The organism is Acidimicrobiia bacterium, from assembly GCA_040880805.1.
In the GTDB taxonomy this organism is placed as follows: domain Bacteria; phylum Actinomycetota; class Acidimicrobiia; order IMCC26256; family DASPTH01; genus DASPTH01.
On record JBBDHW010000062.1, the window covers coordinates 1 to 20,100 of the forward strand.

The 20,100-nt window shown below is 68.4% G+C and carries 21 protein-coding genes and 1 pseudogene; 13 read left to right on the forward strand and 9 right to left on the reverse strand.

Annotated elements, in window-relative coordinates:
* The first annotated feature begins 72 nt into the window (after nt 1-72).
* The 4 genes from WD271_16575 to WD271_16590 are packed head-to-tail and all read left to right on the forward strand — an operon-like array spanning nt 73 to nt 2,694.
* Nucleotides 73-1,275: a geranylgeranyl reductase family protein gene (locus tag WD271_16575; GenBank protein ID MEX1009436.1), complete on the forward strand. Its 1,203-nt coding sequence runs from the start codon at nt 73-75 to the stop codon at nt 1,273-1,275.
* A gap of 32 nt (nt 1,276-1,307) precedes the next feature.
* On the forward strand, nt 1,308-1,556 hold the full coding sequence (locus tag WD271_16580) for a hypothetical protein (GenBank protein ID MEX1009437.1): 249 nt from the start codon (nt 1,308-1,310) through the stop codon (nt 1,554-1,556).
* Nucleotides 1,556-1,972 carry a PIN domain-containing protein gene (locus WD271_16585; protein MEX1009438.1) on the forward strand — a complete coding sequence of 139 codons (417 nt, stop codon included), beginning with the start codon at nt 1,556-1,558 and terminating at the stop codon, nt 1,970-1,972. Before WD271_16580 ends, WD271_16585 begins: the two co-directional genes overlap by 1 nt.
* 17 nt (nt 1,973-1,989) lie before the next feature.
* Nucleotides 1,990-2,694 carry a hypothetical protein gene (locus WD271_16590; GenBank protein ID MEX1009439.1) on the forward strand — a complete coding sequence of 235 codons (705 nt, stop codon included), beginning with the start codon at nt 1,990-1,992 and terminating at the stop codon, nt 2,692-2,694.
* Nucleotides 2,695-2,708: 14 nt separating this feature from the next.
* Here the strand turns inward: WD271_16590 and WD271_16595 are convergent, their stop codons facing one another.
* Both WD271_16595 and WD271_16600 read right to left on the reverse strand, forming a co-directional pair.
* Nucleotides 2,709-3,137 (reverse strand): nuclear transport factor 2 family protein, encoded by a 429-nt coding sequence (locus tag WD271_16595; GenBank protein ID MEX1009440.1) that lies wholly within the window; start codon nt 3,135-3,137, stop codon nt 2,709-2,711.
* A complete protein-coding gene (locus tag WD271_16600; GenBank protein ID MEX1009441.1) occupies nt 3,134-4,141 on the reverse strand; it encodes an LLM class F420-dependent oxidoreductase in 1,008 nt (335 codons plus the stop codon). Before WD271_16600 ends, WD271_16595 begins: the two co-directional genes overlap by 4 nt.
* 88 nt (nt 4,142-4,229) lie before the next feature.
* On the opposite strand from WD271_16600, the gene WD271_16605 reads away from it, so the two are divergent.
* Complete coding sequence (locus tag WD271_16605; GenBank protein MEX1009442.1) at nt 4,230-5,069, forward strand: PD-(D/E)XK nuclease family protein; 840 nt, start codon at nt 4,230-4,232, stop codon at nt 5,067-5,069.
* Here the strand turns inward: WD271_16605 and WD271_16610 are convergent.
* On the reverse strand, nt 5,059-7,056 hold the full coding sequence (locus WD271_16610) for a UvrD-helicase domain-containing protein (protein MEX1009443.1): 1,998 nt from the start codon (nt 7,054-7,056) through the stop codon (nt 5,059-5,061). The genes WD271_16605 and WD271_16610 overlap by 11 nt on opposite strands.
* Nucleotides 7,057-7,094: 38 nt before the next feature.
* Here WD271_16610 and WD271_16615 point away from each other — a divergent pair, with 38 nt between their 5' ends.
* The gene (locus WD271_16615; GenBank protein ID MEX1009444.1) at nt 7,095-7,952 is read left to right on the forward strand and encodes a PIG-L family deacetylase; all 858 of its coding nucleotides are present in this window, start codon (nt 7,095-7,097) and stop codon (nt 7,950-7,952) included.
* A gap of 5 nt (nt 7,953-7,957) precedes the next feature.
* Here the strand turns inward: WD271_16615 and WD271_16620 are convergent, their stop codons facing one another.
* Both WD271_16620 and WD271_16625 read right to left on the reverse strand, forming a co-directional pair.
* Nucleotides 7,958-8,179: a hypothetical protein gene (locus tag WD271_16620; GenBank protein MEX1009445.1), complete on the reverse strand. Its 222-nt coding sequence runs from the start codon at nt 8,177-8,179 to the stop codon at nt 7,958-7,960.
* A gap of 748 nt (nt 8,180-8,927) precedes the next feature.
* Nucleotides 8,928-9,314, reverse strand: a pseudogene (locus WD271_16625) (NUDIX domain-containing protein).
* A 317-nt stretch (nt 9,315-9,631) separates the two neighbouring features.
* Between WD271_16625 and WD271_16630 the strand changes: the two are divergent.
* Genes WD271_16630 through WD271_16640 form a run of 3 tightly spaced genes read left to right on the forward strand, consistent with a single transcriptional unit; the run spans nt 9,632 to nt 12,550 of the window.
* A complete protein-coding gene (locus WD271_16630; GenBank protein ID MEX1009446.1) occupies nt 9,632-10,186 on the forward strand; it encodes a phosphatase PAP2 family protein in 555 nt (184 codons plus the stop codon).
* Nucleotides 10,187-10,194: 8 nt separating this feature from the next.
* Nucleotides 10,195-11,928: a hypothetical protein gene (locus WD271_16635; protein MEX1009447.1), complete on the forward strand. Its 1,734-nt coding sequence runs from the start codon at nt 10,195-10,197 to the stop codon at nt 11,926-11,928.
* Nucleotides 11,929-11,962: 34 nt separating this feature from the next.
* A complete protein-coding gene (locus tag WD271_16640) occupies nt 11,963-12,550 on the forward strand; it encodes a DsbA family protein (GenBank protein MEX1009448.1) in 588 nt (195 codons plus the stop codon).
* 23 nt (nt 12,551-12,573) lie between these two features.
* Here WD271_16640 and WD271_16645 read toward each other — a convergent pair whose 3' ends face one another.
* The gene (locus WD271_16645) at nt 12,574-12,918 is read right to left on the reverse strand and encodes a hypothetical protein (protein MEX1009449.1); all 345 of its coding nucleotides are present in this window, start codon (nt 12,916-12,918) and stop codon (nt 12,574-12,576) included.
* A 151-nt stretch (nt 12,919-13,069) separates the two neighbouring features.
* Between WD271_16645 and WD271_16650 the strand changes: the two genes are divergently transcribed.
* Nucleotides 13,070-14,053 carry an NAD(P)H-quinone oxidoreductase gene (locus WD271_16650; protein ID MEX1009450.1) on the forward strand — a complete coding sequence of 328 codons (984 nt, stop codon included), beginning with the start codon at nt 13,070-13,072 and terminating at the stop codon, nt 14,051-14,053.
* A 19-nt stretch (nt 14,054-14,072) separates the two neighbouring features.
* On the opposite strand, the gene WD271_16655 is transcribed toward WD271_16650, so the two are convergent.
* Complete coding sequence (locus WD271_16655; GenBank protein ID MEX1009451.1) at nt 14,073-14,657, reverse strand: hypothetical protein; 585 nt, start codon at nt 14,655-14,657, stop codon at nt 14,073-14,075.
* A gap of 69 nt (nt 14,658-14,726) precedes the next feature.
* On the opposite strand from WD271_16655, the gene WD271_16660 reads away from it, so the two are divergent.
* Nucleotides 14,727-15,557 carry a polysaccharide deacetylase family protein gene (locus WD271_16660; protein ID MEX1009452.1) on the forward strand — a complete coding sequence of 277 codons (831 nt, stop codon included), beginning with the start codon at nt 14,727-14,729 and terminating at the stop codon, nt 15,555-15,557.
* A 58-nt stretch (nt 15,558-15,615) separates the two neighbouring features.
* Here the strand turns inward: WD271_16660 and WD271_16665 are convergent, their stop codons facing one another.
* Nucleotides 15,616-15,972, reverse strand: coding sequence for an SCP2 sterol-binding domain-containing protein (locus WD271_16665; protein ID MEX1009453.1), 357 nt, complete (start codon nt 15,970-15,972; stop codon nt 15,616-15,618).
* Between the two features lie 43 nt (nt 15,973-16,015).
* On the opposite strand from WD271_16665, the gene WD271_16670 reads away from it, so the two are divergent.
* Entirely contained in the window at nt 16,016-17,521 is a 1,506-nt protein-coding gene (locus WD271_16670) for an alpha/beta hydrolase (protein ID MEX1009454.1), read from the forward strand.
* 120 nt (nt 17,522-17,641) lie between these two features.
* On the opposite strand, the gene WD271_16675 is transcribed toward WD271_16670, so the two are convergent.
* Nucleotides 17,642-18,919, reverse strand: coding sequence for an acyl-CoA dehydrogenase family protein (locus WD271_16675; protein ID MEX1009455.1), 1,278 nt, complete (start codon nt 18,917-18,919; stop codon nt 17,642-17,644).
* 62 nt (nt 18,920-18,981) lie between these two features.
* Between WD271_16675 and corA the strand changes: the two genes are divergently transcribed.
* Nucleotides 18,982-19,962 (forward strand): magnesium/cobalt transporter CorA, encoded by a 981-nt coding sequence (gene corA / locus WD271_16680; GenBank protein MEX1009456.1) that lies wholly within the window; start codon nt 18,982-18,984, stop codon nt 19,960-19,962.
* Nucleotides 19,963-20,100 lie beyond the last annotated feature (138 nt).

Consider the following 20,100-nt stretch of genomic DNA (forward strand, 5'->3'; position numbering starts at 1 on the left):
GTCCCAGCCCACGTCCCAGCCCACGTCCCAGCCCACGTCCCAGCAGACATGCCAGTAAACGTGCCAGTAAACGTGGAGGTGCTCGTCGTCGGGGCCGGGCCCGCCGGCGCAGCCGCTGCGATCGAGGCACGCGGCCTCGGGCTCGACGTCCTCGTCGTCGACAAAGCCAGGTTTCCGAGGGACAAGACCTGCGGCGACGGCCTCACCGCCGGGGCGCTCCGGGCCCTGGAGTCACTCGGGCTCGACGTCCGCAAGCTGCCGTCGTACGCGTCGGTGCGCGAGACCGTACTGGTGTCGCCGAGCGGCCGCGAGGTCGTCCTCCCGCTACCAGCCAACGGTGAGTTCGCAGGCGTCGTGCAACGCGCGGAGCTCGACGCCGCCCTCGTCGCCTGTGCGCGAGACGAGGGCGTGACGGTTCGCGACGGCGTCGGCGTGACCCACCTCCGACTGGTGGGCGAAGCGGTCGACGTCGACCTCGACGACGGTGGCGTGGTCCACGCGCAGTGGATCGTCGCGGCCGACGGTCACTACTCCCCCGTGCGGCGCATGCTCGACGGAGCCCGCGAGCCCAGCGCCGAGCTCGGCACCTGGCACGCGTTCCGCCAGTACTTCCGTGGTGTCGACGACGACCGGATGTGGGTGTTGTTCGACCCGGAGCTCCTGCCCGGCTATGCGTGGGTGTTTCCAGTGGGCGATGGGCGCGCCAACGTGGGTTTCGGCGTGCTGCGCGACGAACGCAGCGGTGTGCGCGCAGGCAAGCAGCTCGCGGCCCAGTGGCGCGACGTCCTGAACGGCCCGAAGTTGCGCGACATCCTCGGGCCGCGAGCCGTGGCCGACGGTCCGCATCGGGCCTGGCCGATTCCCGCGTCCTTCGATTCGGCGCGCCTCGCGCACGGTCGCGTCCTCTTCGCGGGTGATGCGGCGAACGTCGTCGACCCCATGACGGGTGAAGGGATCGCGCAGGCACTCGACACCGGGATGTTGGCCGCCCGCGCGATCGAAAGCGATGCCACGCCCTCGGCTGTCAATGCTCGCTACCAACGCGACGTGGAGCGTTCGCTCGGAACCGACCTCTGGTTCGCGCGGACGCTGCAGCACCTCTTGCGCTCGCCCTTGGGCGCGCGCGCCACGATCCGCGCCGCCGGCCTCACGCCGTGGACGCGCCGCAACTTCGCCCGCTGGATGTTCGAGGACTATCCCCGGGCCGCGGTGCTCACACCCCGCCGCTGGCACCGCGGCATGTTCTCCGGCCAAGGAGCATATCCGAGGGGGTGATGGTGCAAGCATCTGATGCTAGAATCAGATGCATGTCGATTCGCCGCACCACCCTGTCCGCAGAGGCCGACGACCTCATGACCCTCGAGACCGAGGCACGGATCCGCGGCATCTCGATGGCCCAGCTCCTGCGTGAGCTCGTCCACGAACGGGCGATGGAACTACGGGCGCAACGCAGACCTCGCGGAGGCCTCTTCGCAAGTCCGCCTGGTTCGCCATCGCTCTCACAACTCTCGGTCGACGACGAAGACTCCCCGGCCGCCACGCCGTACGAGAGCTGATGGCGCTCGTCCTCGACACGGGACCTGTCGTCGCCTACCTCGACAGCAACGACCACCGACACCTCTTGGCGCAAGCCGTGTTCGATGCGAGCCACGAGGCGTTCGTGATCCCCGCGCCCAACCTCGTCGAGATCGATTACTGGCTCCGCAAGCAGGCTTCGGTCGCCATCGTTCGCGAGTTCGCACAGGACGTCGCGGACGGCGCTTACCAGATCGAGTCCCTCTCGTCGGACGACCTGCTCCGTGCCGCCGAGCTCGAGGCGCAGTACAACGACCTTCGCCTGGGCCTCGTCGACGCGTCGGTGATCGCGATCTGCGAACGGCTGGGCGAGACCAAGGTGGCCACGTTCGACCGCCGCCACTTCTCGGTGGTGCGCCCCCGCCACTGCGATGCGTTCACGCTCCTCCCCGGTTGAGTTCCTACACTCGAGCCATGGCCGTCGCCGAGCACTGGCTGCGCACCCCGCACTGGTCCACCGACATCCCGCTCGACACTCCTCATCCTCGCCTCGACGCGCTCGCCGAGCGCGGCTACGTCGTCCTCCGCGATCTCGACCCGCCCATCCCGGAGTCGGAGTACCTCGCGCTCGAGTACATGGACTGGAAGAGTGGTGGCGACACGAACTTCGCTCCGATCGCCACCGCCGACGGCGAGCTCGACTGCCGCGGCTTTTGGAAGGAAGACGACCCGCGCCCCGACAAGGGCGGCCGGTTCACGTCGAACGCGGCGCGGTGTCCCACGCTCGTCGCCGAGGTCGAGTCGGTCGGTGCCGACTTCGGGCGCGTCCGCACGATCAAGCTCGAACCCCAGGGCTACGACGACGCGCTGCGCCAGATCCACCGCGACGACAACAACCGCTTCAATCCCGACACCGACGGATGGGTCGTGCGCTCGTGGGCCGAGCTCACCGACTTTCCCGACAGCTTCATGATCCTCATGGAGCAGGGGCCCGACGGTCTTCCCGACCCGTCAACCGAAATCCGGCTCCCGCTCCACCGTGGCGCGCGGTTCGTGCTCGACACGCAGCGGCTCTGGCACGTCGTGTGCCACCCCGCCGACGCGCCCCGCTACGCGCTGATCGCCAGCTTCGAGAGCGGCCCCGCGCTCGACGCCTGGATCACGTCACAGCTGCCCTGACTCAACTCCCCCCACTACCCGCCCATGGGCGACGCGTGGTGCACGACCATGAGCCAGCGCGTGCCGTCGTGCACGAAGATGTTGGTGACCGCCGCACGCGAGCCCGAGAGGTTCGCGCTTTCTGCAATGGACTCGCCGCTCGCTCCCGTGGCCTGGAGGATGTTCTCTTCGGCGGTGACCCACGCGGTCGCGCCGGCCACCGTGCGCTCCTCGTCGGTGATGACGAACTGGATGAAGTTGGTGTTGCGGAAGATCGCCGCCCACGACTCGGCCACGTCCGACCACCCACGGAGCATGGGCCACCCCGGGTGCGTCACCACGATCCGTTCGGAGTGCTCCCACACGTCGGCCATCGCGTCGACGTCACAGGCTTCGAGCGCGGCGTAGAACGCGGCGTTGGCCGCGGCGACCTCCGAGGACGCGTCGCTCGGCTCCGTGGTCAGTCCTTCATCGCCGCGATCATCGCCCGCGACTGCTCGGACTCCAAGGCGTACGGCGTGTAGAAGCTGATCCGGTCGACGAGCGGGCCGTAGCGCGCGCGGAGCATCGGCGCGACGTCGTCGGGCTCGGCGACCACAGCGAACGCCTCGAGGATGTCGTCGGTGATCAGCTCACCCATCTCGACCCACTCCCCGCGCTTCGACATCGTGTTGAGCTCGTCGCCGATCTCGCCCCATCCGTGGAGCTCGAGCACCCCGCGGTACGCGGGCGTGGAGCCGTAGAACGCGATCTGTTGCTGCGTCGCCTGCCGGGCCGCGGCGAACGCCTCTTCGTTCTCGCCGGTCACGACGAAGATCGGCCCACCCACCTCGAAGCCCTCGCGCGTGCGCCCGGCACGCCCGAAACCCCGTTCGAGCGCGGGGAGCGTGACCTCTCGCACGTACCGCTCCGTGGTGAAGCCGTGCAGGATCATGCCATCGGCGACTTCTCCCGCCACCTGAGTCATGTGCGGACCAACCGCCGCGAGCCACACCTTCGGGGTGCCGTACGGGTTCGGCCCTGGATTGAAGAACGGCGTCATCAGCGTGTGCTGGTAGAAGTCGCCGCGGAAGTCGAGTTTGGTGCCGTCGTTCCACGACGCCCAGATGGCGCGCATCGCCAGCACGAACTCGCGCATGCGCGGTGCGGGGTGCGACCACGGCATCGAGAACCGCCGTTCGATGTGCGGCTTGATCTGGCTTCCGAGGCCGAGGACGAGCCGGCCCTTCGACGCGCGTTGGAGGTCGTTGGCGGTGACGCCGAGCGTCATCGGCGTGCGCGCGAACGCGACGGCGATCGCGGTGCCGAGCTCGATCCGCTCGGTGTGCTGCGCCGCGACCACGAGTTCGAGGAACGGGTCGTGGGCGGTCTCCGCCGTGAACGCGCCGTCGTACCCGGCCGCCTCGAGCGCGGCAGCTCTCGCGCCGACCTCGTCGAACGACCCACCGACCAGCCCATCGATTCGCATTCCCGCTCCCCTTCGACCTGACTCCCTACCGGCGGGACGTTACCGGGGTCCACGTCAATGTCACACCCCGGCGGTACTGTCCGATCCGATGAGCTTCGCACCCCCCTGGTCACTGTCGCCGAGCGCCTGCTCGTCGTTCAAAGAGTGCCCGCTCGCGTTCCGCTTCTCCTACATCGAGCGCCTCCCGGAGCCGCCGTCGCCGTGGACCACCAAGGGCACGCTCGTGCACCGGGCCCTCGAGCTCCTCCTCGATCGCCCCTCCGAGGAGCGCACTCTCGATGCCGCACTCGCCGACCTCGAGCGGGCTCGTGTCGAGCTCGCCCCGCACCCCGACTTCACCGGCCTCGTGCTCGGCGACGATGAGTGGGCGGCGTTCCACGCAAACTCCGAGTCGCTGGTCCGCCACTACTTCGAGCTCGAAGACCCGCGCACGGTGCGGCCGATCGGTTTGGAGCTGAAGCTCGAGGCAAACCTCGGCAAGGTCCGGCTGCGCGGTGTGATCGACCGTCTGGAGCTCGACGAAGTGGGCGAGCTCGTCGTCACCGACTACAAGACCGGCTCGGTGCCGAGCGAGCTGTGGGAGGCCAAGAGCCTGAGCGGCGTGCACATGTACGCGCTGCTCTGCGAGCGCACGTTCGGCAAGCGCCCCGCGCGCGTGCAGCTGTTCTACCTCTCCAAGCCCGAGGCGATCATCGCCACGCCGAGCGACCAGTCGATCACCGGCGTCGAGCGCAAGACCGTTGCGATGTGGTCGGCGATCGCGACCGCATGCGAGCGCGACGACTTCCGCCCCCACCCGGGTCGCCTCTGCGACTTCTGCACGTTCCGCCCGTACTGCCCCGCACACGGCGGTGACCCGCTCGACGCCGCCGAACTCCGAGGTCCGGGCACGGTGATCTCGCCCACGCTCCCACTCGTCAGCGCCTGACTGCCTCGAGCGCGGCTGGCAACGGCTCGGCGTGCACCACGGTGAGGTGTTGGATCGGTCGCGTGAGCGCCACGTAGAGCAGGCGCAGCCCGCGCGCGGTATCGCCCGCGATCGCGGCGGGTTCCACCACCACGATCGCGTCGAACTCGAGGCCCTTGACCGTCGCTGCCGGGAGCACGGTGATCCGTTTCAGGATGCCGTCGCGCTCGGGCGTGCCGAACTCCACGCCGCCTGCGGTGAATGCCTGCGCAGCACCGGCTTCGTGCTCGGCGGCGACGATGCAACCCACGAGGAACCCTTCGCGCTCGAGCGCGACCGCTTCGTCGACGGCCGTCTCGAAGAGGTGGTCGCGGCCAACGGCGAGCACGCGGGGCGCGCGTCGGCCCACACGCACCGACTCCGTCGGCAGCACCATCGGCGCCGCCTCGGGGAGCAGTCGCGCCGCGAAGTCGAGCACGAGGCCGGGTACGCGGTAGCCGAGCGTGAGGTCACGGCTGCGCGAACCTTCTGGAGTCGGGAGGTGGGCCGTCACGTCGGCCCATGAGGCATGGGTCCACGCGGCCGTCGCCTGTGCGAGATCGCCCAAGACGGTCACCGATCCCGCGGGTGAGCGCCGACCGATCATCCGCAGCTGCATCGGCGAGAGATCCTGCGCCTCGTCGACGATGACGTGGCCGTAGGTGGACGTGTGACCCTCGAGGAGCTCGCGGGCCTCGTCGACGAGCGCGAGATCGGCCGCGGTCCACGGTGCATTGCGGACGCGCCGGATCGCGCGCTGTTCTTCGGAGTCAAGCGTCCCGTCGGCGCAGATCGCGAGCTGGTCGACGTCCGACAGCAGATCGCGGATCAGCGCGGACGGCGAGACCGCGGGCCACACCGCGTCGAGCGCGCCCCGCACCGCGGGATCGGCCCGGATCGCGCGCGTGATGTCGTGCGGGTCCGACTCGAGGAGTCCCATCCGGCGGTACGCGAAGTTCACGAGCCGAGTGCGGAGCGCGGCCCGTCCCACCTTGTACGGCATACCGCGCGCGACTTGCTCGTCGACGAGCGCGTTCACCTCCTCTGGTTCGATTGCCGCGCGTTGGAGCCCGAACCGCACAACGAATCCCTGCTCGAGGCGACGGCGCCGGCCCAAAACTGCGTTCGCGATCACAGCCGCCATGCGTGCGTCGCCCTTCACGAGCTGCGCCGCCACCGAGTCGGCAGCGCGGACCCGAACGTCGGGTACGAGATCAGCGAGCGTCACCTGGAGGACCGCTTCCTCGCCGAGCGACGGCAGCACCTGCGCGATGTACCCCAAGAAGGCACGGCTCGGACCGAGCACCATCACCTCCGCACGCGCCAGCTCGGGATGGTTGTAGAGGAGATAGGCGGCGCGGTGAAGACCGATGGCCGTCTTGCCGGTGCCCGGACCCCCCTGCACCGTCAGCACACCGGGAAGTGGTGCGCGGATCACCTCGTCCTGCTCCACCTGGATCGTCGCGACGATGTCGAGCATCACACCGGTGCGCGCGCGTTCGAGCTCGGCGAGCAACGCGTCGCCACCGCGGAGGCGGACCCCACCCAGTTCGGCCGCGCCCTCTCCGAACACGTCGTCGGCGATCGACAGCACCTGCCGCGCTTCGACCATGAGATGGCGCCGCCGCAGGAGGCCCCGCGCGTCACCCGGCCGCGCTTGGTAGAAGGGCTCGGCGACAGGCGTGCGCCACTCGACCACCACGGGATCAGAGCGCTCGTCCTCCACGTGCCGGCGCCCGATGTACCACTGGTTGCCGTCTTCCTGGTTGATTCGCCCGAACAGCAGTGGGCGGGGCGAGTCGCCGAGCAGTGCGATCCGGCGGCGCATCGCAACCTCGTGGTCGAGGTCCTGGAAGCCACCGGTCGACATGATCTGGTCGAACACGTGCTGGGTGCGGGCCTGCATCGCCGCGAGCGCGTCGTACGCGGTGCCGACGACGGCCTGCTCCACCGCAAGCTCGTCGGTCATCCTTGGGATCCTCGCTCGTGATCAGGCAAGCTGTGCGCATGGCAGAGCTCACGCTGATGGCGGTGCACGCGCACCCCGACGACGAGTCGAACAGTACCGGCGGCTCCCTTGCCCGCTATTCGGCGGAGGGCGTGCGCACCGTGCTCGTCACGTGCACCAACGGCGAGTTCGGAGACGCGCCGGGAAAGATCAAGCCCGACCAGGAGGGCCACGATCCCGACGACGTCGCCCGCATCCGACTCGGCGAGCTGAAGGTGGCAACCGAGGCGCTCGGCGTGTCGCATACAGAGGTTCTCGGCTATCGCGACTCGGGCATGAGGGACTGGACGCAGAACGAGGACCCACGCGCGTTCCACCATCAGCCTGACGACGTCGTCGCCGCACGCCTGATCGAGCTCTTCGAGCAGTTCCGCCCGCAAGTGGTGGTCACGTACTTCGCCAACTCGGGCTACAACCACCCCGACCACCTCAAGGCGCACGACGTCACGATCGCCGCGCTCGACGCGTGCGACATCCCCGACAAGCTGTACCTGATCGCGCGGCCACGGTCGTGGCGTGAGCGCATGCGCGAGATCGCCGAGGAGTACGGCATCGAGATGCCGCAACTTCCGCAAGCCCCACCGCCCACACCCACAGAACCGGGTCAGCCCGAGCAACCGCCGCGGCCGTTCGGCGTCGACGAGTCGCTCATCACCACATTCATCGACGGCAGCGCGTACGCCGCGCAGAAGCGCGCGGCGCTGGCGGCACACGCGAGCCAGCTCGACGGTTCGTTCTTCCTGCGGTTCCCCGAGGAAGCGTTCGCGAAGGCGTTCGGTTCCGAGTCGTTCATCCGCGAACGCGACACAACGGGCGCGCCCGTCCCCGAAGACGACTTCTTCGCCGGGCTCCGGTAACGCGCTCACTCGGGCTCCCACGCGAGCATCGGATCTCGGCGCGCGGCGCGGGCCATCATTCGGCGCGTGAGGTTCGAGAAGGTGCAGAGGTCGACGGCTTCGTCGGGAGACACCAATCGCCGTCGGGTCATCTCGAACTGCGGGTTCCACTCCTCGAGCTCGACCCGAGCCCACATCTTTGCGTGGACACCGCCGTGGTGGACACTTCCGTGCTCGTCCAGCTCCACGAAGCGCAGGCCAAACAGAAGATGCGATTCGACGACGTGCGAGCAGGCCTCTTCCCCAGACTTCACGAGCGAAGGTCTCGGCGGTGGTTTCGCCGACCTCCTTCCCGCCGCCTGGGAGGTCCCAAAGCCCGTCCTCGCCCGAGATCAAGACGATCTCGCCGGTTTCGGTGGCACAGATGCCGTGAGCACGGGTGCATGCTTCCGGATCGCACGCCTCCACGACGGCGAGCACGACCAACCGGCCGCCGAACGGCGGCGCGTGGAACTGCTCGAACACGTCCGCTTCGTCGAACTCCGGCGGCAACGGGGGACGCGCGCGAGGCTCGGGATCTCTTGCCGCTGACTCGTCGAGCGCGGGACGTGCCGCGTCGAGCCAGTCGCGCCCCCACTCGTGGACCGTCGCGTAGGCCTCGTCAACGGGAGCCCAGAAGCACGTCCAGACGACTCCGCCACCGTCGGGCGTCACGACATCCCACTCGTCGGACATTTCGACGGTGGCCCGGAGATGGAAGATGTGTCGCTCCTCCGCCCTGGCGATCAGCGTCGTCGCGAGATCGACCGGAGTGCCATCCCACAGCTCGGCGACTGCTTCGTCGCCCTCCACGCGGAGGATCTTCAAGTGGTTCCCGCGCGGGTAGGCGCGACCGTCGGCGGTGACGTCACAGTCGACCACGCCAGTCGGGCCGACGAATTGGCGATTGATGACCGCCAACTCGCGAACGAGCTCGAGGCCGAGGGCACCGGTCTCTTCCCATCCCTCGCGGAGCGCGGCCGCCGCGAAGCTCTCGCCCTCCTCGACGGTGCCGGACGGGAGTTGGATGCCGGCGAGCCCGTGATCGAACACCAGGAGCTCCGGCCCGGCTGGACCGGGGCGCGTGATGAGCGCGGTGACCTTCCGGATTGGCGGCGCCCATGCGGTCATGGTGCGATCACCACGCATGCGGTCTGGGGCGGCGATCCGCAGCGCCGAGTCGAGCACGTAGTCCTCACCGGGCCGCACCTCGCCGCTCGGGAGCTCGAACCCGCCGCCGTTCGTGCGGATCACCGCGCAGTGCCCGTCGGCGAAGAAGGGCACCACGGTGAGCCGCGTCACACGATCCACCGTCAGCTCGGGGCAGAAAGCCGAAGACGGCATTGGTGAATACACCGGCGAAGGTTGATGCGCGAGAGGTGGGAAAACGGCGGAACGACCGGCGGGCTACCTCGGTGGAATCGGCGCGCCGAACCGCGCGAGGAAACCTCGGAAAGGGCCGAGCGGAAGGGCACGTCGGGAAGGTACGACAAGTACGACCCGATTGCAAGCGGAAATAGCACGCCATAGAAAACCCGAAATATCTCGGGCCCCATTTCCGCTACCAACCCCCGGAGGAGGCGTGCGAAACGTCACAATAGAACATCCGCGTGCGCTTGACAAGTCAATTTCTGAGAAATCGACGCACGTAGGCTGCATCGATGCCGCTGCTGCGCAACGGTCGTACCGCCGGGGCCGTCACACGCGTGCAGGCGCTCGACGACGCGGTCGACTCCTGGTTCGACCGGGTCCGGAGCCCGATGCTCGACCCACTCTTCTACGGTCTCTCGTCGGCCGCCGACCACGGGCTCCTCTGGCTCTCGATCGGCAGCCTGCGCGCAGCGCGGCGCGGCGCCCCGGAGATCGCCCTGAAGCTCGGAGCGTCGATGGGTGTCGAGTCGGCACTCACCAACGGCCCGATCAAGATGTGCTTCCGGCGCGTCAGGCCCGAGCACGACATCCAGCCCCACGAGCCACTCCCCTACGGGATGCACCGGCCGATCTCGAGCTCCTTCCCATCGGGCCATGCGGCGTCGGCGTTCACCGCCGCGATGCTGTTGCACAACTCGCCGCTCGCTCCCGCGTTCTTCGTGCTCGCCGGCCTCGTCGCCACGAGCCGCGTGTACGTGAAGATGCACCACGCTTCCGATGTGCTGGTGGGTGCCGCGCTCGGCGTGGCGATGGGCGCGGTGGCGCGTCGCGTCCTGCCGCTCTGACGATGCGCGTGCCCGCCACAGACTCGATCACCGACAGGAACGATCCGCACGAACAGAACCGCGCGCGCGACGATCCCGACGGTGCGGCTCGGCGCGGTCTCTACGCCGTCGTGCTGCTCGCGGGAGTCTTCCTCGTCTACAACGCGCGCGGCCTGTGGTTCGGTGGTGACGAGTGGTTCATCATCACCGATCGCGGGCTGACCTCTGGTCCCGGGCACCTGGGGCTGTTCGAGCCGCACTACGAGCACTGGTCGACACTGCCGATCCTCGCGTTCCGTGGGCTCTATTCGGTGTTCGGGCTGCACTCGTACTGGCCGTACATCGCGATGGTCATCATCGTGCATCTCGCGATCGTCGTCCTGCTCTGGCACGTCATGGTGGGTTCGCAGGTCGACGGCTGGGTGGCGACGTGTGCGTGTGCGGTGTTCGCGGCCGCGGGCACAGGTTTCGAGAACCTCACCAACGCATGGCAGGTCCAGCTCATCTCGCCGATCGCGCTCGGCTTGGGCGCGATCCTCGTCACACCCGAGTCGGGAGCACGCTTCACCCGTCGGGATGCGATCGCGGCTGCGCTTCTCTCGGCCGCGGTGATGTGCTCAGGCGTCGCACTACCGATGCTGGTCGCGGTCGCGTTGATTGCATTCGTACGACGCGGCTGGCGAGTCACCGTGCTCACGGTCGCGGTCCCGGCTGCGCTTTACGGCTGGTGGTATCTCGCGTACGGGCGTTCCGAACCATTCGTCGCGAAGCCTGCACCCCGCGCGGTTCCCAAATTCGTGTGGAACGGTCTCACCGACGCGCTCGGCGACATCGCGCGCATCCAGGTGGTGGGGACGCTGGTCGTGGTCGCGACCCTCGTGTGGCTCGCCGTCCGCCTCGTGCGGGGACGCGACACCAGCCATCTCATCGTCCCCGTGGCACTCGCGATCGGCGGCATCACGTTCCTCGCGGCGACGGGGTACCGCCGCGGGAACCTGGGAGTGGTCTTTGGTCGCGAGGTGTTCTCGGTAGATCCTGCGACGTCGAGGTACGCCTACGTCACGATCGCCTTCGTTCTCCCGGTGGTCGCGCTCGCGTCCCAGAGCCTGTTCCGGGGCAGCAACGGCCGGAGGATGCTGCTCGCGGCGATCACGATCGTGCTCGTCGTCGCTCAGGCCCGAAAGCTCGATTACTGGACCGACCTGGCCAGACCCGGCAAGCGGAGCGATCGTGGCGCGGTTCTCGCGACCGCGGCGTTGGCGCGCGGCAGTCGGAAGTTCCTGCTGAGCCGGCCGTTGAACGTGTTCGAGCCCCAGGTGAGTGTCGGCGAGATCGTCCAGATGGACCACGACGGAAAGCTGCCCCCACTCGACGAGGCAACGGCAGCCGACCGTCTGACGGTGCTCGCCCGGCTCGACCTCGTCGTCGGTCCCGACCCGGTGGTTCCCACGCGCGCCGTGGCGCACATCGAGTCGGCGCGACGGATCAGCACGACCACCGACACCGAAGGTTGCGTCGTCGCCCGCGCTCGGCCCGGTAACGAGCTTGTGCTTCGTCTCGACGGGCCCGGCACGTTCCGCGTCCGCGGTGAGGGGCCGCTCGTCCTCCGCCTGCGCGACGGGCGCAACGTAGAAGGAGAGACCGTGGGTTCTTTGCTCCCCGGCGACCACGACCAGGTGGTGAGCGCGGGCACGGCTAACGACCTCCTCGTCCTCTCGCTCCCCACCGACCACCCCACCGTGCTCTGCGAGGTTGTGCAGTAGCCTCGAAGGCGTCGCCCCAACGGGAGGTTCTACAGTGGCCCGCTCCGTCGCCGTCACGTTCGACTACCGCTGTCCCTTCGCCTACAACGGCAGCCTCGCGGTGATCAATGCGATCCGCGACGGCAACCAGATCGACTTCCGCTTCGTGCCGTTCTCGCTCGATCAGGTGCACGTCCCCGAGGAGGAGCCCCCGATGTGGGAGCGGGAGCCCGAGGAGTGGGGCACCGGGATGCGCTCGTTGCTCTACGGGATCGCCGTGCGCGACGCGTTCTCGGACGATTTCTTCGACGCGCACCTCGCGCTCTTCGCCGCGCGCCACGAGCACGGCAAGCAACTCGCCGACGAAGACGTGCTGAAGGAAGCGGTCGCTTCGGTCGGGCTGGATGCCGACGCGGTGGCGGAGGAAGCGTGGAGCGGTCGACCGCTCAAGACGCTCCAGGCGGAGCACACCGAGTGCGTCGACAAGTACGGCGTGTTCGGGGTGCCGACCTACCTCGAAAACGGCCAGGCCGCGTTCGTGCGCTTCATGGATCGCGGCAACGTGGAAGACCTCGAGCGCATGCTCGAGTTCCTCACGTGGAGCTCCCTCAACGAGTTCAAACGCCCGAGGGTTCCGCGCTAAGGGCCTGCCGACGAAGCGCGCCGCTACGACTGCACCAGGTCGTCGATCGCTTCACTCCACTCGTCGTAACCCGGGTCTCGCCACATGTCGTGAACACACGATGAGGTGAGATCGCGCACGTAGAGATGCAGCGTGGGTGCTTCGTCGGCAAGCTCGATGAGCTCCGAGCTACGCGAGAACGGCGGCGCCTCACCGAGCACGTCGACCAGCGCGACGACGGCCACGATCCGGCTCCGGCACCTCGGACAGGCCGAAACGGTCGCTGCGTCGAGGTTGTCGGTGAGCGCCAGCAGCGCGGCGGCCTCGTCGACGTCGAGTACCACCTCCCCGCCCTCGTCGTCGAGGAAGGCGAGCGCGGGCGCGATCACACCCGCAAAGTACTGGAAGAATCAATCGCGGTCCGGCGGATGCGGCGACGAGCGAGCGGAGCGAGTCGAGTTGCTCGCCAGCGAGCGAGCGCCCGAGAGCCGGGTATCCCGGCTCGCAGCGAACGAGCGCATAGGTAGGTAGCCTCCGCCTGTGCGCGCGCTCGTCGTTGCGGATCAGCAGCTCGTGGTCGAGACGCGTCCGGATCCGGAGCCACAGGCCGGCGAAGTGCTGGTGCGCGTGCACGGCGCAGGCCTGAACCGTGCCGATCTCGCGCAGCGCGCCGGCTTCTACCCCGCACCGCCGGGCGTGCCCGCCGACATCCCCGGGCTCGAGTTCTCAGGGGAGGTTGCCGCGCTCGGCTCCGGCGTCGACGCGCTCACCCTCGGCGACCCGGTGTTCGGCCTCGTGGGTGGAGGCGGGCAGGCCGAGCTGCTCACGGTGCCGGCCGCGCACTGCGTCCGTGTGCCCGACGCACTCGACCTCGTCGCCGCGGGCGGGATCCCCGAAGTGTTCGTCACGGCACACGACGCGATGGTCACGCAAGCGACCCTCGAACCGGGCGAAGTGGTGCTCGTCCACGCCGCCGGCTCCGGTGTAGGTACCGCCGCGATCCAGCTCGCCCACGCGATGAGCTGCACTGTCGTCGGCACCTCACGCACGCCCGAGAAGCTCGAGCAGTGCCGCGCGCTCGGGCTCGACCACGCGATCGTGGCGCCTCGCGACCTCGACCCGGTCGCGCTCGCCGACGCGATCACGGCCGCGGCCGGACCGATCGACGTCACCATCGACCTCGTCGGCGGCAACTACCTCGTCACCGACGTGCGCGCTGCCGCCCGGCTCGGGCGCATCGTGATGGTCGCATCGCAGGCCGGAGGTCGCGCCGAGCTCGAGATCAGCCTGCTGATGGGCAAGCGCCTCAGAGTGCACGGCACCGTGCTCCGCGCGCGCGATATCGCCGAGAAGACAGCGGCTACCGAGGCTTTCGCGCGCGACGTCGTGCCGTTGCTCGCCGACGGTCGGGTGGCACCGGTCGTCGCCCGTACCTTCCCGCTCGAAGGTGCTCCGGAGGCCTACGACCTGCTTGCGGCCGACGCGGTGTTCGGCAAGATCGTGCTCGACCTCACGGAGCGCTGAGTCTCCCGCTCTTGGCGCCTCAGCCGATGTAGACGGTGATGCGCGTGGGATCGGCCGCGGAGTCGACCACGAACGGTCGCTTGCCGTCGAGCGCGATCACCCACCGCACGGTCCCGAGCGCATCGTCGAACTTGCGGACGAGCACCAGGTGGTGGTGGTCGTCGTACTGCAGCAAGAGGTTGCCGAAGTACGTTCGGGGATGGTCCTCCTGTGTCACGTCGAAGCTCGCCGCCGGTGCGATCGTCACGGAGAGGAACGCCGCGCCGTCCAGCGAGAACTCGCGCGGGGGATCGCCGTCGGAGAACGGTGGGTCCTTGTACTCCACCACGTAGCCGGGAGGTGTCCCGTTCCCCAACGACCGGAAGCTGAACATGACCTGGTCGAGACAGCCGGCGACGCCCGCGGTTGCGTCGGTCAGGAACCCGATGGGACGCGGTCCCACCGACGCGGCGCGTGCAGTGGTGCCGTGGAACGTCGGGCACGGCCCGGCGGGTGTGCCGGTCGAGCCAGTAGTGGTGCTGGTCGTCGACCCGGTCTGTGAGGAACTGCCGTCACACGCCCCGAGCGCGAGCGCGAACACGCAGGCAACGAGAACGAGGCGCACCAGGCTGAGGCTAGATGCCGGGAGCTGCCGGATCGGGTGGCGGAGTCCCGGCAGTACGATCTGGTCGCGATGGGAACGCTCGCCGAGCGACTCGGGTACGCGCCCGACGCCAAACTGCTGATCGTCACCTGCGTCGATCTCGGCTTTACGCATTCGGCGAACGTCGCGATCTACGAAGCCGTGCGTGACGGCGTCGCAACGAGCGCGTCCCTGATGGTCCCCTGCCCGTGGGCGCGTGACGCCGCGGCGCTCTATCGAGGTGAAGACGTCGGCGTGCAGCTCACGCTGAACGCCGAGCACGAGGCCTACCGGTGGGGACCGATCACGCATTCACCCAGCTTGCTCGACGGCGACGGCGGTTTTCCTCGCACGATCGAGGACGCGTGGGACCACGCCGACCTCGACGAGGTCCGGCGGGAGTGTCGTGCGCAGATCGAGCGCGCCATCGTGTGGGGCTTCGACGTGAGCCATGTCGACAGCCACCTCGGCACGCTCGAGCAACGGCCCGATTTCTTCGACGTCTACCTCGAGCTTGCGGTCGAGTTCGGTCTTCCGATGCGGCTCGGCGACAGTGAGGGTGAGCGTATCGCCGGGTTCCCGTTTCGGCGTCTCGCCGCCGAAGAGGGCGCAGTGTTCCCCGACCGGGTCCTCGTGTGCCCGCCTGGTGCACAACGGCGCGTCGAGCGACTGCTGTTCGAGCTCGAGCCCGGAGTCACCGAGATCTGTCTCCATCCCGCGGTCGACAGCGATGAGCTGCGCGCTGCGTGCGCCGACTGGGCCGGAAGGGTCGAGGACCACGCGTACCTGTGCCGCGATCCGTCGCTCCGCGACCTCGTCGCTCGCGCTGACGCAACCCTGATCGCTTGGCGCGAGCTCCACGAACTCCAGCGCGCCGGCTGAACCCTGACCATGGGTCGCTCACGACGAGCCGGGGTACCCGGCCCGCGGCCGTTCGCTTCTAGAACTCGGTAGAGCTCGCGACGCGCTCGAGTCCTTCTCGGAAGGCAGACGTGGCAGTGGAGACGAGCAGGTCGAGCAGTTTCCCAGGATCACCTGCCGTCTTCATGCGTCCTTGCATGAACGCCACGCTCGGCTCGAGTTCTCCTCGTGCGATTGCCATTGCATCCGCATACGGGACCGTCAACGAGACGTCGGCGTCACTGAGGCCGCCGAGGCCGACCTCGGCACCCTTCGCGTACAGCTTCACTTCTCCATTGGGGCTCCCCGTCACCGCGCACTCGACGCTTGCTCCGCCGACCGATGGCACCGCGGCGCGCACCGCGTCGAGCCACTCGGCACTCAGGAACTGGGCCACCGCGTGAACCTACCGCTCCCCACCGCGCCGGTACATTCCACCGGTGTCCCGGGTCTCCGCCGCGCTGGTCGCGCTCGTCGTCTTCACGCTCGCCGCTCCTCTCGAAATCACGGCTTCGACGCGGTCGGCGGTCGACCAGTCGACGATCCATTGGCGAGCGTGCGGGCGAGCGTTCCAGTGCGGCTCGATCATGGTGCCGGTCGACTACGCGAGTCCCGAGGGCGAACACACTCGCATCGAGGTTGCACGCCGGCGCGCCCTCGATCCGGAACACCGAATCGGCTCGTTGGTGATCAACTTCGGCGGTCCGGGCGACCCCGGCGCCCACACGCTGCGCGACTTCGCTGCCGACGTGCCGACGGAGATCCGCGAGCGTTACGACCTCGTGAGCTTCGACCCACGCGGCACGGGGAAGTCCCGTCCCGTCGACTGCATCGACGACGCAACCACCGACGAGCTCTACGCCACGGATCCGACCCCCGACACCGACGCCGAGCTGCGTGCGTTCTACGACGGGACCGAGGGCGGCATCGACTTCGTGCAGGCGTGCGTGGACCGATTCGGCTCCTGGCTCGCGCGCGTCGGGAGCCGGAATGTCGCTCGCGACCTCGATGTGCTCCGGGCCGCGCTCGGTGACCGCGCACTCACGTACCTCGGCTACTCCTACGGTACCGTGATCGGTTCCGTCTACGCGCAGCAGTTCCCCGAACACGTCGGTCGGCTGGTGCTCGACGGGCCCGTCGACTTCTCTGCCGACAGCGCGGGCGACCTCGACGACTCCACCGCGGCCTTCGAGCGTGCACTCCACGACTTCCTCGACCATTGCGCGCACGACAGCGAGTGTGCGTTTCGATCCGACGGACATCCCCGCGCCGCGCTCACCAAGCTCCGCGACCGGTTCGAGGGCGGTCTGACCCTTCCCGTCTACGGCGAGAACGGACGACGTTCCCGGCGTCGCGCCGGGGTCGCGGCGTTCTATACCGCGGTCCTCTCCGGTCTGTACGACGAGGAGTTCGGATGGCCGAACCTCGCCGACGCGCTCGACCTCGCCAAGCACGGCGACGGAACGGTGCTGCAGTTGCTCGCCGACTCTTATAACGGCCGACGCGACGACGGCACGTACGACAGCATCGGCGAGTCGTCGGGGATCATCGTGTGTGCGGATCAACCCGATCCGATGGAGAGCTTCGAGTCGTACGTCGCCGAGTACAACCGAGCCTCGCAGGACTATCCGTTCCTCGGTGGCTACGCCACCGACGTGCCCCTCGGATGCGACGCGCGACTTCCGAGAGCGGCTGAGTCCGAGTTGCTCGGCGACGTGCGGGCCTCGGGCGTTGCGCCGGTCCTCATCGTGGGAACCACGGGCGATCCGGCCACTCCCTACCCGGGCGCCCGCGATCTGGTTGGTCGGATCGACGGGTCCCGTCTCCTCACGTTCGTGAGCACCGAGCACACCGCCTACACGAAGAACGGCTGCATCAACCGTGCCGTCGACCGCTACCTGCTGAGTGGCCGTCTACCTCGCGCGGGCACGCGCTGCAAGCGCTAGGAGCGAACGGCTACGAGCCGGGTACCCCGGCTCGTAGTGAGCGACCCATGGTGAGGAGCGAACGGCTACGAGCCGGGTACCCCGGCTCGTAGTGAGCGACCGATGGTGAGGCGCGAGCGCCTAGCGGGGGACGTCCTTCCAGGGAAGGTCGCGCGACACATCGGGCTCCTTCGCCAGACCGAGCACACGCTCGCCGAGGATGTTGCGCATGATGTCGGACGTGCCACCCTCGATGGTGTTGGCCTGCGCGCGCAGGAAGCCGCGCGCGATGCCGAGATGATCGTCGCCCGCGGCAGGATCGAACGTTTGAGAACGCGTTGTCTGCTCGAGTCCCCCGCCCTCCCACGCGACCCCAAATGGGCCTTCGAGGTCGACCGCGAGCTTCTGCAGCCGTTGGTTGTACGTCGCCTGTTGGAGCTTCGTGATCGAGCCTTCCGGCCCGACCTCGTCCCCACTCCGGCGCTTGTCGGCGGCGCGCTGGTTGTTGAGCCGGATCAGCCGGCCGTCGATCCACGCCTGCGCGAGCCGTTGCCGGATTCGCAGATCGACGACCGGACGGTGCCGCTCGATCAGCCGTGCGACCGAGTTCCCGCCGACGGCCTCACCGCCGGCCGAGCCCGCGCCCGACAGCGAGACCCTCTCGTTCATCAGGGTGGTGAGCGCCACCCGCCATCCCTCGCCCTCGGGGCCGATCCGAGCGGAGTCGGGAACACGCGAGTCGGTGAAGAAGACCTCGTTGAACTCGGCATCACCGGTGATCTGTACGAGCGGCCTCACCTCCACACCCGGCGCGTGCATGTCGACGATGAAGTAGCTGAGCCCGCGGTGTTTTGGTTGATTCGGATTGGTACGGGCAACGAGCATCCCGTACTTCGCGACGTGACCGAGCGTGGTCCAGACCTTCTGACCGTTCACGATCCACTCGTCGCCGTCGCGCACTGCACTCGTGCTGAGACCGGCGACGTCGGAGCCCGCGCCGGGCTCGCTGAAGAGCTGGCACCAGATGTCTTGGTTCGTGGCGATGCCGCGCAAGTAGCGGTGCTTCTGGTCCTCCGTACCCCACTCGATCACCGTGGGCCCGCCCATGCCGATGCCGAGGATGTTCCAGGGCCGCGGCACGCGGTAGCGGTCGATCACCTCGCCGACCTGGCGCGCTTGGAGCGGTGACAGCGACAAACCTGCGCCGTATTCCGCCGGCCACGTGGGTGTCGCGTACCCGGCCTCGCCGAGCCGCACCCACCAGTGGTCCACGTCGAGCGTCGCAGGCAGCGCGGCGAGGCGTTCGTCGTCGCCGGCATCGATCGCCTCGATCCAGCCCGCCGGCAGGTTCTCGCGCAGCCATGCGAGCGCCTCGGCGCGCAGCTGTTCAGCTGTGAACTCCGCCAGGCTCGTAGCCACAGGCAGATCGTACCGGGCACACTCCACGCCTCGCGCCGCCCGCGTGCGTAGTCTCGCCGGGAGTGATCACGGCGTGGCGTTACGTCAGCGGGGTCGAGGGACGCACCGAGGTCGAGCCCGACCAGCTCGGTTCCGCAGTCGACCCGGTCCACGCGGTCGTCTGGGTCGATTGCGCGTCGCCGGCGCCCGCCGATCTCGAGTGGCTGAGGAAGCAGCTCGGCATCGGACCGGTCGTGGTCGACGCGTTGACCAACCCGGAGCAATCCACCAAGCTGCTGCGCTACGGCGACTACTTCCACGTGGCCATCCACGACTGCGAGTTCCGCGGCCGCGGTCTCGAGCGCCGAGAGATCGACCTCGTCATGGGACCGGGATGGTTGGTCACGGTGCGCCATCCCACCGAAGGGAGCACGCCGGTCGACGTCGCAGCGGTCGCGCGCGAGTTCGAGCTTCAGCGCACGGAGCACAGCAAAACGGAGGAAGGCTTCCTGCTGTGGGCGCTCTTCGACGTGATCATCGACCGCTACTTCAACGTCAACGACGCCATCGACGAGCACCTCGAGCGTGTCGAAGAGATCGTCTTCGCCGACAAGCGAGGCGCCGGTATCCCACGTGACGTGTTCTCGCTCCGCAGAGACCTCATGCTGTTCCGACGCTCGGCCGCACCGGTGCGAGAGGTGCTGAACGCGATTATCCGACGGGAGGTGTCGTTCGTCAGCGAAGAGGCCATCGTCCACTTCCAAGACCTCTACGACCGTCTCCTCCGGGTGATCGATCTCATCGAATCACAGCGGGATCTGCTCACCGGTCTGCTCGAAGCCGACCTCGCCGTCATCTCCAATCGCCTCAACGAGGTGATGAAGAAGATGACGTCGTGGGGCGCGATCCTGATCGTCGCAACCCTCATCGCGTCGATCTACGGGATGAACTTTCCCAACATCCCGATGCTGCATTGGGAGTATGGCTATGTGTTCGCGCTCGCCTTGATGACCGCGCTGACCTTCGGGCTCTACTACTGGTTCAAGCACCGCGACTGGCTGTAGTGCCGCGTCAACCAACATTTCCCTGGTCCGCAAGCTGCCCTCAGAGTGCTGAGGAGCTACTGGGTCTGCATCGACAGATCGGCTTCGGCCGCCGGATCAACGAACGGCGCTCCGTCGACGTCGACCACGACGCGACGG

Coding starts and splice junctions, on each gene's coding strand:
- WD271_16580 (MEX1009437.1), top strand. CDS start 1,308: ATGTCGATTCGCCGCACCACCCTGTCCGCAGAGGCCGACGACCTCATG.
- WD271_16585 (MEX1009438.1), top strand. CDS start 1,556: ATGGCGCTCGTCCTCGACACGGGACCTGTCGTCGCCTACCTCGACAGC.
- WD271_16590 (MEX1009439.1), top strand. CDS start 1,990: ATGGCCGTCGCCGAGCACTGGCTGCGCACCCCGCACTGGTCCACCGAC.
- WD271_16600 (MEX1009441.1), bottom strand. CDS start 4,141: ATGCGAATCGATGGGCTGGTCGGTGGGTCGTTCGACGAGGTCGGCGCG.
- WD271_16605 (MEX1009442.1), top strand. CDS start 4,230: ATGAGCTTCGCACCCCCCTGGTCACTGTCGCCGAGCGCCTGCTCGTCG.
- WD271_16610 (MEX1009443.1), bottom strand. CDS start 7,056: ATGACCGACGAGCTTGCGGTGGAGCAGGCCGTCGTCGGCACCGCGTAC.
- WD271_16615 (MEX1009444.1), top strand. CDS start 7,095: ATGGCAGAGCTCACGCTGATGGCGGTGCACGCGCACCCCGACGACGAG.
- WD271_16630 (MEX1009446.1), top strand. CDS start 9,632: ATGCCGCTGCTGCGCAACGGTCGTACCGCCGGGGCCGTCACACGCGTG.
- WD271_16660 (MEX1009452.1), top strand. CDS start 14,727: ATGGGAACGCTCGCCGAGCGACTCGGGTACGCGCCCGACGCCAAACTG.